This is a genomic window from Clostridium liquoris (genome assembly GCF_002995785.1).
GTDB lineage: Bacteria > Bacillota > Clostridia > Clostridiales > Clostridiaceae > Clostridium_AO > Clostridium_AO liquoris.
The window spans coordinates 102904-116713 of record NZ_PVXO01000044.1; the positions used below are offsets into that span (position 1 = coordinate 102904).

14 protein-coding genes are annotated in these 13810 nt (G+C 29.9%); 1 reads left to right on the forward strand and 13 read right to left on the reverse strand.

All coding sequences use genetic code 11. The features are described 5' to 3' along the window. Window positions 1-108: 108 nt before the first annotated feature. From CLLI_RS08130 to CLLI_RS08185, 12 genes are all read right to left on the reverse strand, one after another. Window positions 109-1422 (reverse strand): amidohydrolase, encoded by a 1314-nt coding sequence (locus tag CLLI_RS08130; RefSeq protein ID WP_106063709.1) that lies wholly within the window; start codon window positions 1420-1422, stop codon window positions 109-111. 16 nt (window positions 1423-1438) lie between these two features. After that, complete coding sequence (locus tag CLLI_RS08135; protein ID WP_106063710.1) at window positions 1439-3145, reverse strand: adenine deaminase; 1707 nt, start codon at window positions 3143-3145, stop codon at window positions 1439-1441. 21 nt (window positions 3146-3166) lie between these two features. After that, window positions 3167-4225 carry an ABC transporter substrate-binding protein gene (locus CLLI_RS08140; RefSeq protein WP_106063711.1) on the reverse strand — a complete coding sequence of 353 codons (1059 nt, stop codon included), beginning with the start codon at window positions 4223-4225 and terminating at the stop codon, window positions 3167-3169. A gap of 20 nt (window positions 4226-4245) precedes the next feature. Further along, the gene (locus CLLI_RS08145; protein WP_106063712.1) at window positions 4246-5283 is read right to left on the reverse strand and encodes an ABC transporter ATP-binding protein; all 1038 of its coding nucleotides are present in this window, start codon (window positions 5281-5283) and stop codon (window positions 4246-4248) included. 16 nt (window positions 5284-5299) lie between these two features. Continuing rightward, a complete protein-coding gene (locus tag CLLI_RS08150) occupies window positions 5300-6082 on the reverse strand; it encodes an ABC transporter permease (protein WP_106063713.1) in 783 nt (260 codons plus the stop codon). Window position 6083: 1 nt separating this feature from the next. Continuing rightward, complete coding sequence (locus tag CLLI_RS08155; RefSeq protein ID WP_106063714.1) at window positions 6084-6911, reverse strand: ABC transporter permease; 828 nt, start codon at window positions 6909-6911, stop codon at window positions 6084-6086. Between the two features lie 437 nt (window positions 6912-7348). Beyond that, on the reverse strand, window positions 7349-7516 hold the full coding sequence (locus CLLI_RS08160; RefSeq protein WP_106063715.1) for a zinc-ribbon domain-containing protein: 168 nt from the start codon (window positions 7514-7516) through the stop codon (window positions 7349-7351). A 211-nt stretch (window positions 7517-7727) separates the two neighbouring features. Beyond that, window positions 7728-9173 carry a DEAD/DEAH box helicase gene (locus CLLI_RS08165; protein WP_106063716.1) on the reverse strand — a complete coding sequence of 482 codons (1446 nt, stop codon included), beginning with the start codon at window positions 9171-9173 and terminating at the stop codon, window positions 7728-7730. A gap of 32 nt (window positions 9174-9205) precedes the next feature. Next, on the reverse strand, window positions 9206-10348 hold the full coding sequence (locus CLLI_RS08170; protein WP_106063717.1) for a THUMP domain-containing class I SAM-dependent RNA methyltransferase: 1143 nt from the start codon (window positions 10346-10348) through the stop codon (window positions 9206-9208). A gap of 87 nt (window positions 10349-10435) precedes the next feature. Continuing rightward, window positions 10436-11968: a GTP pyrophosphokinase gene (locus CLLI_RS08175; RefSeq protein ID WP_170063677.1), complete on the reverse strand. Its 1533-nt coding sequence runs from the start codon at window positions 11966-11968 to the stop codon at window positions 10436-10438. A 105-nt stretch (window positions 11969-12073) separates the two neighbouring features. Beyond that, window positions 12074-12349: a hypothetical protein gene (locus CLLI_RS08180; RefSeq protein WP_106063719.1), complete on the reverse strand. Its 276-nt coding sequence runs from the start codon at window positions 12347-12349 to the stop codon at window positions 12074-12076. Between the two features lie 199 nt (window positions 12350-12548). Then, window positions 12549-13079, reverse strand: coding sequence for a histidine phosphatase family protein (locus tag CLLI_RS08185; protein ID WP_106063720.1), 531 nt, complete (start codon window positions 13077-13079; stop codon window positions 12549-12551). Window positions 13080-13256: 177 nt separating this feature from the next. Here CLLI_RS08185 and CLLI_RS14500 point away from each other — a divergent pair, with 177 nt between their 5' ends. Further along, window positions 13257-13400 carry a hypothetical protein gene (locus CLLI_RS14500; RefSeq protein WP_170063678.1) on the forward strand — a complete coding sequence of 48 codons (144 nt, stop codon included), beginning with the start codon at window positions 13257-13259 and terminating at the stop codon, window positions 13398-13400. A 149-nt stretch (window positions 13401-13549) separates the two neighbouring features. On the opposite strand, the gene CLLI_RS08190 is transcribed toward CLLI_RS14500, so the two are convergent. Then, entirely contained in the window at window positions 13550-13810 is a 261-nt protein-coding gene (locus CLLI_RS08190; RefSeq protein WP_106063721.1) for a hypothetical protein, read from the reverse strand.

Below are 13810 nucleotides of genomic sequence, written 5' to 3' on the forward strand. Positions count from 1 at the left end.
ACAAATCAAATTAAAAAGCCTAATTATTATGCCTAAAATTGTGTGTTCACATACCTAAATCTATAATAGACAAAGTGATGTATTGGTAACCATAACCAATACATCACTTTATATTTCTTTAGTCGCAGAAAGTATCTTATCCTTCATATCTAATAAACTTCTTCTAATATCATTAAAATCTACATGTAGTATTTTCTTGCTCTTGACTACAATCCGTCCATTTACAATTACAGTGTCCACATTAGATGGATTAGCTGAATAAACTATTGTTGAATAATAATCATATATAGGCTGCATATTGACAGATTCAGTTTCTAAGATAACTAGGTCTGCTCTTTTACCTATTTCTATGGTTCCAATTAGATGTTCCATGTTTAAAGCTCTTGCTCCCCCTATTGTAGCCATTTCTACAATATCTTTAGCTGGCAGTAATGTTCTATCGCTATTAAAAAGCTTATGAATTTTTCCAACTAAAGGCATTTGCGTCATTATATCAAGGGTGTTTCCACTCATAGGTCCATCCGTTCCAAGACCTATTTTCATTCCCCTTTTATACATCTTTACAGCAGGGGCTACTCCTTTGGCTCCTTTTGAATTTGCACCTATGTTGTGTGAAATTCCTACTTCCCTTTCTTCTAATATATCCAAATCTTTATCATCCACTAAAACTAAATGTGCTCCAATGAAATTTTTATCTAGTATGCCTAAACTGTCTAGATATTGAACAGGTGTCATATTATACTCTTCTTTATATTTTTTATACTCATAGTCCATTTCTGCTACATGCATTGTAAGCGGCACCTTATACTTTTGGGAAAGATTATATGCTTTGATTAGATGTTCACTATCGTTAGTATAGGGAGCATGAGGTGCTACTGCTGGAGTTATTAAGTCATTCTTATGCCAGTTCTGTATGAACTCCTTACAATATGCTAATCCTTCATATGGTTCCTTTGAATCTGGAGATGGAAAATTCACTATTGTTTCTCCTAGAATAGCTCTTATACCTAATCTGCTTGCTGCCCTAGCTACTTCATCTTCATAATAGTACATATCGCAAAAAGTAGTAACTCCGGAAAGCAGCATCTCGCATATTCCGTATCTTGCCCCATTGTAAACCAAATCCTTATCTACTAACTTTTTCTCAAGAGGCAAAATATATTTTTTTAGCCTGTCTGCTTCATCATCTGCTAAACTTCTAAATGCTACCATAGATACATGGCTGTGGCAGTTTACCATGCCAGGCATTAAAATACCTCCATTACCATCTATAATAAAGAAACCTTTATATTTACTTTCTAAAGAACTGTCCCCTATATCTATTATTTTTTTGCCTGATATTACAACTACTCCATTTTCAATAATTTCTTTAGCTTTATTCATGGTAAGAATTGTAACATTTTTAATTAAAATTTTATCCATAGTTATCTCCTATTTATTATACTAAAAATAAAGAGATTATTTCCTGAGTTTTTACTCTTATTAACCCCTTATCTGTAATTTTAATGCTTGGACTAACAGGTAAAGACAGAGTACTAAATGACATTATTTCATTGTTATGTGTATATCCCAATTTTTTTAATGCATTCCTTACTTTTTTAAGTTTCTCTCCAAATATGTCAATTCTTTCTTCTGATACAATTCCTCCCACAGGTAATTCTATAGAAGCTAAAATCTTTCCGCCATTTACTGCGCAGTATCCCCCTTGTGTTTGAATAATATGATTTGCTGCTAGCATCATATCTTTTATATTTCTTCCCATAACCATTAAGTTGTGATGATCATGAGCCCAAGTCGTAGCAATAGCCCCTTCCTTTATTGCATCTCCTCCAACTAATCCAAAGGCTTTCCCTCCACCTTTTCCATATCTTTCAAAAACTCCAATCAAGCAATAAGGTGATTCCTCCCAGATTAATTCTCCATTTGATGCTCTTAATATATCTTCTTTTTCTTCTGTAAAGGTAGTGTTTTTATTAACATTAATTATTCTGCATTTTACTTTTCCTTCTTTTATTGGAGTTACTACTTTAAAGTCTTGAAAGTCTAAGTTATCTAGCCTTACACTGTTATAAAAATTCTTAGGAAAGCTATTTTTCTTCTCTTCATATACTGTATATCCATCATAAATAATATGCCCTTTTTTATACACCTTTGATATTTTAAAATTATTCAAGTCATTAAGCATAATAAAATCTGCAATTTTTCCGGGTGCAATGGCTCCTCTATCTTTAAATCCCATTCTTCTAGCAGGAATGTATGTGGATGCATATATAGCCAACTCCGGTTTCATTCCCATTTCTATGGCCTTTTTAACTAACTTATTTAAATGTCCATCTAATAATTTATCACCCATAACATCATCAGTGACAAAACAAAAGTGTTCATATAAATCATTATCAATTAAGTAATTTAAATTTTCCTGTGTCATAGACTTTTCTTGAATTTCAACGAACATTCCATTCTTTATTTTTTCCTCTAAAGACTTTGGGGTTTGCTGGGTATGATCCCCATCAATCCCTCTATAAATATATTGTGCAAGCTCTATACCTTCTATTTTAGGGCAGTGTCCTTCTAAGGGAAGATATGGTTTTTTCTCTTTTATAATTTTTATAATATTATTTATTACCGAATGCTCATCTTCAATTAGATCTTTAAAATTCATTACTTCCCCTAAGCATTTAATTTTATTATAATTTAAAAGCTCACTTACTTCTTTCTCTTTTATAATTCCCCCTGTAGTTTCAAGGTGAGGTGATGTAGAAGGTACTGAGCTTGGAATTCCATAAAAAATATCTAATTTAACGTTTTTATCATTATCTATAAAAGCCTTTATTCCTTCAATTCCAAATACGTTAGCAATTTCATGGGGATCAGCCACTACAGTGGTGACCCCATGTGGAATTACTGCCTGAGAGAACTGAAATGGAGTAGTCATAGAGCTTTCTATATGCATGTGAATATCTATTAATCCAGGAATCAAATAACTTCCTTTTCCATCTATTATTTCTTTAGGTTCTAGTTTATTTTCATTATCTTTGCCTATATAAAAAAACTTTTCATTTAGCACAGTTACATCTTCACTTATAAATTTTCTCATATAAACATTAAACACTTTTACATTTTTAATTAATAAATCTACCTGCATTTTTCTCTCCTTATAGGGTAACTAATTTAATATTCTATTCCATTTATCTATCCAATCTTTCATTAATGGGTTAACAAATTTATAGTCTATGGTGTTTGATTTTTCTATTACATCTCCATAGGTTAAATTTTTGCTTTCTTCTGGTGAAAGTTTTACATCTGTATTAACTGGAGATTCTCCAAGTCCCTTTGCTGTTCTTTTTTGTACTTCTGCGCTTAAAGCATAGTTTATAAATTCTAAGGCTAAATCTTTATTCTTTGAGTTTTTAGCTATATTTATTGTATTAAAGTTTATGAATGTTCCTTCTACTGGATCTACATATTTTACATCTGGAGCTGCTTTGCTGATGTTCCCATATACGAAATCTGCTGTTACTGCTGCTGCAATTTCTCCACTGGCAAACATATTAGTTAAATCTGAGGATTTACTGTAAGTCTTAACTACATTTGGCTTTAATGCTTCTAATTGTTTAAAAGCTGCTTCCCCTTTATCTTTTGTAACATCAACTCCAGCCTTTATTCCTGCTATGTAAACCATAGCTGGTCCAAAGGTTGTTGTTATATCTGGTATAGCAATTTTCCCCTTTAATTCTGGTCTCCATAAATCCTTCCATGATTTTATTTCAAATCCTACTTTCTTTGGATCATAAGCTATTGCTATTCTGTTTAATGTATAAGCTGGGCCAAATCCCTCTTTTATTGCAGCTTTTGCTTTTGAATTTAATTTTTCTGAATTAGATATCTTGCTATAATCTACTTTATCAAATAGCCCCTGTGCTGCTCCATCCTCAGAAAAGGATTCTGCAAGATACATTAAATCAACATCTGAATTAGGGTTATTTTTTAACTTTGTCAATCTTTCTGAATTATTACCTGTTTCTAATACTATTTTTACATTATTCTTTTCTTCAAAAGGTTTAAAAACATCCTCTCTGAGCTTGTCCTCATTTAATCCCCAAGTAGATATAACTAATTTCTTTTGTTCGCCTTTCCCTTCGTTTTTACTATTTGATGAACCACATCCAGCAAAAGTTAATATAGTGGTTAGAGCTAATGACAATGCTATAAGTCTTCTTTTCATATTTACCCTCCTCGTAAATTTTATACTAAAATTATTTTATTTGATGGTAGATAAAGCTTTACCTTATCACCTTGTTTATAAATCACATCATTTGTTTCCTTTAATACTAAAGTTCCAAGTTCTGTCTTTATATTATATTGATAAGATTTTCCCAGATAAGTTCTTATTTCCACAATACCTTCTATTGTATTTTCATCTTTATTTTCTCTTAGAATTTGTATGTCTTCTGGTCTTATAGTGCCTTTTATATTTTCACCTTTTTTTCTTTCGCATTGAACTTTAAATTTATTTTCACCCATTCCTTCATAAACTTTATCTCCTATATGATTTAAATTTATAAAGTTCTCAAAGCCTACAAATCTAGCAACAAATTCTGTAGCTGGATTAGAATATATGTTTTCAGGAGTATCAAATTGTTCAATTAATCCTTTATTCATAACTGCTACCTTGTCTGATATGGAAAAACATTCTTCCTGATCATGTGTAACAAATAAAGTTGTTATTCCAAAATCCTGCTGTAACTTTCTTATTTCGACTCTCATTTTTAATCTTAATTTTGCATCAAGATTGCTTAAAGGCTCATCTAAAAGCAATAAATTAGGCTTAATAACTAAGGCTCTAGCTATAGCTACCCTTTGCCTTTGTCCTCCCGAAAGTTCTTTTGGATATCGTTTGGCAAAGTTCTTCATATCTACTGCTTCTAAAATTCTATTTACATTATCTTCGATGGATTTTTTATTCATTTTTCTCATTTTTAATCCAAAAGCCACATTATCAAAAACGGTTAAATGCGGAAACAGAGCATAACTTTGAAAAACTAATCCAAAATTTCTTTTGTGTACAGGTATTTTTGTATAGTCTTTATTATTAAAAATAAATTGACCTGAATTCGCTTCTAAAAAGCCAGCTATAACTCTAAGTGTGGTAGTTTTCCCACATCCACTTGGTCCAAGTAATGAAACCAATTGGCCTTTTTCTACTTTTAAATTTAAGTTTTCTAAAATATTATTTTTTCCATCATAGGAGACGGTTATATCTTTTAAATTAATTAACTCCATAGTGTACCTCCAATTATTATTTTAAAAAATAGCTTAACCCCAAAGTTTTTTCTACTATAAACATTACAATTATAGTCATGATCATTAATAAAACGGAAAGGGCCGATACTGTAGGATCATAGTTATATTCCACATAACTCATCATACTTATAGGCAAAGTGCTAATGCCTGGTCCCGTTAAAAATATTGATACAGGCACATTATTAAAAGAGTTTATAAAAGCTAACATAAAGGCGGCTATAACTCCAGAGGTAATGTTTGGGAACACAACTTTAAAGAAAGTTTCAACTTTCCCAGCGCCCAAACTCATAGCAGCTTCTTCTATTGCATAATCAAATCCCTCAAGGCTTGAACCAATAACTCTAATAATATATGGAATAATGATTATGGTATGTCCTATTAGCAAGCTTGTATATATAGGTAATTTTAATTTTATTATCATGAATTGAAACAGTGAAAATCCTACTACAATTCCAGGTACAATAACTGGAGAAAAAAAGAAGTTTTTTAAAATAGTTTTCCCTTTAAAGTTAAATCTACTCAATGCATAAGCAGCTGGTACCCCAAGAATTAATGCTGCAATTGTGGCAATAAGAGATATCTCCATGCTGGTTTTTAGTGTATTCATAAAAGTTTCTGAACTAAATATATTAGCAAACCATTTTACACTAAAGCTTTTTGGTGGAAATGCTATATAACTTTCCCCTCCAAAGGCTGTTATGCCGATTATGATTAATGGTGCAAACAAAAATATGTAAACTAATATTGAAAATATTAATAAGAATTTGTTTTTCCTCATATTACACACCCCTTTCATTTAATCTTGATGCTAATTTGTTTATAATACCTATTACTAAAAGAGTGGTTAATATCATTACTGTAGATACTACTGCTGCTCCATTCCAATCTCCAAGGCTCATAGTCTTTTGATAAATCAAAGTAGATAAAACCATGTTTGAGTTTCCTCCAAGAAGTTGCGGTGTAGTGTATGCAGTTAAAGTTCCTGTAAACACAAGTATGGTTCCTACTATAAGTCCAGGAATACTTAAAGGAAATACGACTTTAAAGAAAGCTTTTAGCCTGTTAGCTCCAAGACTTTCAGCAGCTTCTAGTAAATCGTTGTCTATATTTTCCATAACCCCAACCATGGATACAATCATTAATGGTAAAAATAAATATACAGATCCTATTACGATTGCTGATTCTGTATACAGAAGTTTATACGGTTTATCTATAATATTAAATTCCATTAATATTTTGTTAATCAAACCATTTTTGCCTAGAATGTTCATCCAGGCAAAAGCCCTAACAACAGAATTTGTTAACATAGGAAACACGGTGCAAGCCATTAATAATCCCCTTAATTTTTTTGAACTTCTTGAAATGAAATAAGAAACAGGCACACCTAATATCATACATATAAAAGATGAGATTAAAGCTATCTTAAAGGTTCTATGAAAAATTTGCATAAAATACTTATCTTTAAAGAACCTACTATACTGTTCTAGACTTAAGCTTCCTTTTACCATAAAGGTTGGAAAAATTGTATTAATAAGAGGCATAATTAGAAAAAATAATATAATAACTAATCCTGGGACAAGCAAAATATAATACCACTTTTTTTTCATTTATATTCTCCTTCATATTAATGTTTTATATAATCATAATTTTAATTCGTTACAATGCGAACATTTATATATAAATTTCTTTTATTATTCACTATGATTCTAGCATCAATATTCCATTTTGTCAATAAAATAAATGGCATAAAATAGGGGATAGTTCTTTATATTTTTAAATTCTAGTCAATTAATTTGCTTTACTAAAATACTTATTTTCTTTTATTTAATATAAATAATAAAAAAATGGCTAACCAATTTAGTCTAATTAGATTTAAATTAGTTAGCCTGTGAATTTTAATATTAATTTTCTTTTGCCATTTCTACATTTCCATCGAATTTCCGATTAATAGTTGAGAACTGTCCCCACTTTCACACTTTCACTTTCAAAAAAACAAAAGCCTTATAAGAATTTCTTCTTATAAGGCATATAGTACAAAATTATACTATCTTCTGAATCCTCTATTGTTGTTCTGCTGTTTTCTTGCTCTTCTACAATCAGCACATCTCTGTGGTTCATTTTCGAATCCTTTTTCTTTGTAGAACGCCTGTTCTCCCTCAGTGAATACGAATTCTTTTCCGCAATCTTTACATACTAATGTCTTATCTGCCATTTCAACATTCCTCCTTTTATAATTAAGATTTAAACTCTGATTCACATTACGTTCCTAAATAAAGAAGGGAATGTTGTTCATCATATTAAATCTTTTCTCAGTAATTGCTTAATTGCAACTACTTATTAATAATATCACCTTCATTAACAATAATCAATAGCAAAATCATAAATATAATAAGTTTTTTTGATATTTATGTATAAATTAGTATCTACTTTTCCGCTTTCTGAATTCTAACTTTTTTCCCTTTTATGGTAGCATTCTGAAGTGCTTGGAGTACAAATTTTCCCCTTCCATTTAATATATCCACATAAGAAAAGTTTTCCTGAATATCAATAATTCCAATATCTTCGCCAGTGATTCCTTCAATATTTATAATTGCTCCAAGTATATCTCCCGGTCTCATTTTTTTCTTCTTTCCTGCACCAATATATAATTTTGTAATTTCCTTGTTCAACTGAAAATTCTTCTTACTTTTTAGTTTAGGTTTAACATTAATATTTTTCTCAAAAGCTTTTTTCCCAATCTCCACTTCTTCCTCTGATGGGGCTTCTTTTTCAGGTATATTATAACCCACATACTCCTGAATTTCACTTAAAAGCCTTGATTCATAAGGAGATACAAATGTAATTGCTATACCCTCATTACCAGCACGTCCTGTTCTTCCTATTCTATGGATATAGCTTTCTTTTTCCATAGGTATATCATAATTAATAACATGGGTTATTCCCTCTATATCAATTCCCCTAGCTGCTACATCAGTAGCTATTAAAAACTGGAATTCTCCTCTTTTAAATCTTTCCATGGTATCTAATCTATCCTTCTGTTCCATTCCACCATGTAATGAATTACAGGAATAACCTTTATCCTTCATTCTTTTTGCTACATTGCCAACCTGTTCTTTAGTATTACAAAATATAATACAGCTATCCGGCGCCTGGGTATAAATTATTTTATTTAGAAGGCTGAACTTTTTATTCTCTTCAATTTTGTAATACATTTGATGAATTTTTTCTGTAGCAGGATTTTTAGAGATTATTTCTATCTTCATTTGATTAATCATGTATTTATTACATAATTCTTCAATTTCTTCAGGCATTGTTGCAGAAAACAGCATAGTTACTCTATTATGGGGTAATGTTTTTATAATACTTTCAACTTGCTGAATAAAACCCATATCTAACATTTTATCAGCCTCGTCTATAATAAAATATTTTATCCCCTCTAAATTTATATTTCCTCTTTCTATATGATCTAAAGTTCTTCCAGGTGTACCAACAATAACATGAACCCTCTGCTTTAATTCTCTTACCTGAGTAGTCATAGGCTGTTTACCAAATACAGCAGCACATCTTACTTTTTTAAACCTTCCAATGTTAGAAATGTCCTCTTTTATTTGTACAGCTAGCTCTCTAGTTGGTGTAAGTACTAAAGCTTGAGGATCTTTTTTTTCAATTTCTATTTTTTCACAAATAGGAATAGCAAAGGCTGCTGTCTTTCCACTACCAGTTTGTGATTTTACTATAATATCTTTATCCTTAAAGACAAAAGGAATAACTCTTTCTTGTACCTCAGATGGCTTTTCATATCCCAACTTTTCTAAAGCTTTTAATATTTCTTCACTTAAATGCAAAGATTGAAAATCAAAATCTTCCATAATTTTTTACCTCTTATATTTTCATTATATCTTTAGTAATATGTATTCTTTTTCTCTGGATCTTTTCCAAAATACTGATAATAATAGCACTTTAGTCTTCCATTATAAAGCTTTCTATTTTTGTCAGACTTTTTACCAAAACATTTTTCAAACCCTTCATAGGAAGTTATTACAAAATATGACCAATCATATAAATTTTGGAATACCTCTCCCATAACCTTATATAAAGCCTCAACCTCCTTTAGTTCTCCAATTCTTTCACCATAAGGGGGATTTGTTATAATAAATCCATATCTTTTCTTAGATGAAAAATCTTTTACATCAAGTTTTTGAAAGGAAATATACTCCTCTACCCCCGCTTTTTTAGCATTTACTCTTGCGGTTTGCAGCACTCTGCCATCAATATCTGAAGCCATTATTCTAAACTCTTTATCATTAATAGAATTTCTAGCATATTTTCTTATATCTTCCCACAAATCCTGTGATATTATGTCCCACTGTTCACACACAAAGCTTCTATTAAGTCCTGGAGCTATATTTTTTGCTATCATGGCTGCTTCAATAGCAATGGTACCTGAACCACAAAATGGATCTGCTAATAATCTTGATGGCTCCCATTTACTTAAAAGTACAAGAGCTGCTGCCAAAGTTTCCTTCATTGGAGCTACTCCAGCCATTTCCCTATATCCTCTTTTATGCAATCCTGGCCCTGTAGTATCAAGTGTTAAGGTTACTATATCCTTAAGTATGCCTACTTCTATTTTATACTCAGCTCCATCTTCTGAGAATAAATCTCTTCTATACTTTCTCTTCATAGCTTCAACTACAGCTTTTTTTACTATAGATTGGCAATCCGGAACACTAAAAAGTTTTGACTTTACAGACTTGCCCACTATATGCATAAAACCGGTTATAGGTATAATATCTCCCCAGTTTACTGCCAAAGTTCCCTGAAACAACTCTTCAAATGTTTCAGCTTTAAATTCCGCCATTTGTATAAGTACTCTATCTGCTGTTCTAAGCCACATATTACAAGTGACTATGTCCATTTCATCTCCTTCAAAAGTTACCTTACCATTTTCTATTTTTAAATCATCATATCCTAATTCCTTTAGTTCGTTAGCTACTACTTTTTCAAGGCCAAAGGTCGATGTGGCAATTAATGTGTAATTCATTCTATTCTCCCCTATGCAAATTAAATTGAGAACTGTCCCTAAGATTAAATTGAGAACTGTCCCCAAAATTAATTAAAATTACTAAGATTAAATTTTAAATATTTTTACTACTTCCTTAGCTTCAATTTCCTTTGATGTTTCCAGCTTATCTAAAAGCTCAAGAATACTTGTTTTTACTTCTATTTTAGTGTTTGGATATTTTTTAATATCTTTTATATAACCTTTTACTTTATTTACTTTAACCTTGCAATGGAAAACTGCTAATACTTTTAATTTAAGTAATTCTAAGTAGATATCTTTAAATTCTTCCCATTCATCAAAGGAATTAATATTTGTACATATTGATTTTACTACATCTTCTATAGCATCTTTTATTTTCTTTATGTTGCAGTCATATATAAAATCTATAGAATCTATATCCTTAAAGCTATAAGCTATTTCCTTCATTAAAGAGCTTATTATAATTTCTGCCTCATCTGATTTAAATAATTTATACAATTGTAAAAAGCAGTCATTATAATATAGTCTATTCCTAAGAAAACTTAGATAAGTCTCAAAGTCCTCCGCATTATTCCCAAGCTCTATTTCAAATAATATTCTAAAAAATATATTCCATTGAAAATCTTTATTTATAGATTTTAATATACTATTGCCTATAATATTAGAGAATTCATCCTGAAAATGTATTTCCCTTTCAAATTTTATCTCACAATTAAAATCCACCTTATTTTTGGCAATATCATTTAACCTAGATAATATTTTTATTAACGCCTTATTATAATCCTGTGAATTCTCGGTGTTGTTTTCTCTAAAAATATATTTAACTATTTCATTACATGATTCCTTAAAATCTATAATAAAACCTATACTTTTTTTCATTTTCACAGAAAAAATATCATAGACTATTTTCGCAACCAAAACCTCTAATTGATTCTTTCTAACACTGGGGTCAATGGTGTTTTGCTTGTTAAACTGATTATATATAATTAAAAGCTGATTATCTATCATAGAAAGATTTTTTTTAACTGATCCCATTATATCCTTAAGAAATTCATCTGCAATAATGTAGTTATTATTTTTATAAATTATTTTGTGCTCAATTTCTCCCCAAAATACATTAACCAAAGATTTAATTTGAAGTTCAAAATTAAATACTTCATCATTATATTGATAAGTACCATCTATTCTGTATATTTCAAATCCATTCTTTTGTTCCTGTGGCTGCTTTCCACTTAGCTTTAATTTTATATTTTCTTTCTCTTGATTATAGTAATATCCATTAGAATCTTTTTTATTAAAGTGCTTTTTTAGCATTTTGTATATCTTGTTTTCATCTTCAACAAATCTACATTCAATTCTAATTCCAATTAGATCTGAAAGATTTGAAAAAAGTTCCTCCAAAGATTTATATCTTTTATAATAGTTATTTCTAAGTATTTTTTCCTTTAAACTTGAAGCTGATTTTATTCTAGAATTTACACTTAAATATCCATCATTATTTAATAATAATATCTCCTGAAAATATAATTCTATATCCTTGCAGGCAGCTTCCAACCTTTCTTTTGAGTTTTCTAGATATTCCCCTGATTTTTCTATAAAATTAAACATCTTCAGTTCCATAAAATTCCTCCTGATGACCATATGATCATAAGTTATCTATTTTAATTTACATAATAATAATATCACTCCATAATTATAAATAAAATAGAAATAAGTATAACAAATCTAATTTTCCTTATCCAAATCTAATTCTTCTATTATAAACCTATCAAAATCTAATTCTTCTACAAAATTATCTTCATTAAAAGTAGTTTTAGTTCTTTTATTGAATTCCTCTATATTTGTTGGCAGCCAGTATGGCTTTGGAATGTCGAACTTATTACATAACTCTATAATACATGCCTTTAAGTTTTCCTGGTAGTTTCCTTCAATATCAGATGCAGCCACTTCATCTTTTATAATTTTATTGTCCTTAATTAATTTCCCCCATATTTTAATCATGTTTCCCTTGTTTCCTCCTGATTTCAAGAATAAAATTTCCTTTATTGTTATTCATAAGTTTATCATATATATTGATAATAATTCAATTCCAGGATTTTTAAATAATATCATCTTCAGAATAATTAATTACATGTGAAAAGGAGCAATTTCAAAACAATTATTTTAAAGCTGCTCCTTGCCTATTATAGATTTTTTAATCTTATTTTTTTAAAATATATAGCTTGCCATTTCTAGGTTTTAAGAACCATTCACCTTTAAATCCTTTTCTAATAAGTATCTTTCTTATTTCATACATTGTGCCTGCATGACTTACGATGAGTATGTTTTTATCTTCCTCTTTTAATATATCATTAACAATTTCATTGATTCTTTTTAAGCTGGCCTTTTTTCCCTCTGGTTGGGTAATACTATTTCTAACCCATGCTATTCTATTTAGTAGTGACCAAATATAATATGGCAATGGTATATTAGTTTTTATCCATGCCGCTGTAGAAATTTCTCTCAATTTATCTGTTATCATTATGGGGCCATGGTATACAGTTTTTGCAGTATACACAGCTCTTGGTAAACTACTGCAATAACATTTATCCCATTCTTTATCTATAACAATCTCATTTTCAATAACTTTTGCTATATCATACTCCGAAATATATTTATTATACTGCTCAGATGTCATAAAATTTGTTCTTCTTAAATCTACTCTAAAATGTCTTACAAGCCCTATTTTCATATTTCTTCCCCGCTCTATATTGTAAATTATGTTTCCATTCAATCTATATAATTTGCACAAATGGAAATTATATTCATAATCTAAAATATTGCTTTCTATTACACAATATTGGCTATGAATAATTGAAAAGCATATGTCTAATAATAATATAGAGTCTAAATTAGGGAGGGTTTATATATGTCCGTTAAAAAAACCATGAAAACAATAAATCAGTCTGCTGAAACTTCTACTAATAATAGTAGAAATGCAAAGAATGGTTACATGAATAGAGGAAATTCTAGTAAACAATACGCTGAAAATGGAACTAGAAATAAAAATTAAAATCTTGAAATGAGGCTGTGGCACTAAGAATAAATATTACAATATTATTGTATGTAAATCCCTTAATGCCGCAGCCTCATTGCTTAAAATGTCACTCAATTTCTCAAAAATTATACCAACTAAGAATCATACACTCAACAAAAAAGTGCTTACTTTTTACAAAAATCTCTTTTCCTAAAGATGGATCTTAGAAGTACCAACCATGCCCAAGACATTGTTAATGAAGGAACCGCTGCTGTAATTATGGCTTCCACTGGTGACATTTTAGAAAATGCTAATGGCCCAAAAAACATTATAAATGTAACTAATATAGTTAGAAATAATGCAATACGCTCAAACATATTGGACGGCGGCGTAAAGAAAATCTTAGTAATATCAATTTTTACTTTCATATTTACATCAGCCTTCAT

Coding starts and splice junctions, on each gene's coding strand:
- CLLI_RS08175 (WP_170063677.1), bottom strand. CDS start 11,968: ATGGAACTGAAGATGTTTAATTTTATAGAAAAATCAGGGGAATATCTA.
- CLLI_RS08160 (WP_106063715.1), bottom strand. CDS start 7,516: ATGGCAGATAAGACATTAGTATGTAAAGATTGCGGAAAAGAATTCGTA.
- CLLI_RS08190 (WP_106063721.1), bottom strand. CDS start 13,810: ATGAAGGCTGATGTAAATATGAAAGTAAAAATTGATATTACTAAGATT.
- CLLI_RS14500 (WP_170063678.1), top strand. CDS start 13,257: ATGTCCGTTAAAAAAACCATGAAAACAATAAATCAGTCTGCTGAAACT.
- CLLI_RS08185 (WP_106063720.1), bottom strand. CDS start 13,079: ATGAAAATAGGGCTTGTAAGACATTTTAGAGTAGATTTAAGAAGAACA.
- CLLI_RS08155 (WP_106063714.1), bottom strand. CDS start 6,911: ATGAAAAAAAAGTGGTATTATATTTTGCTTGTCCCAGGATTAGTTATT.
- CLLI_RS08180 (WP_106063719.1), bottom strand. CDS start 12,349: ATGATTAAAATATGGGGGAAATTAATTAAGGACAATAAAATTATAAAA.
- CLLI_RS08150 (WP_106063713.1), bottom strand. CDS start 6,082: ATGAGGAAAAACAAATTCTTATTAATATTTTCAATATTAGTTTACATA.
- CLLI_RS08170 (WP_106063717.1), bottom strand. CDS start 10,348: ATGAATTACACATTAATTGCCACATCGACCTTTGGCCTTGAAAAAGTA.
- CLLI_RS08130 (WP_106063709.1), bottom strand. CDS start 1,422: ATGGATAAAATTTTAATTAAAAATGTTACAATTCTTACCATGAATAAA.
- CLLI_RS08145 (WP_106063712.1), bottom strand. CDS start 5,283: ATGGAGTTAATTAATTTAAAAGATATAACCGTCTCCTATGATGGAAAA.
- CLLI_RS08165 (WP_106063716.1), bottom strand. CDS start 9,173: ATGGAAGATTTTGATTTTCAATCTTTGCATTTAAGTGAAGAAATATTA.
- CLLI_RS08135 (WP_106063710.1), bottom strand. CDS start 3,145: ATGCAGGTAGATTTATTAATTAAAAATGTAAAAGTGTTTAATGTTTAT.
- CLLI_RS08140 (WP_106063711.1), bottom strand. CDS start 4,225: ATGAAAAGAAGACTTATAGCATTGTCATTAGCTCTAACCACTATATTA.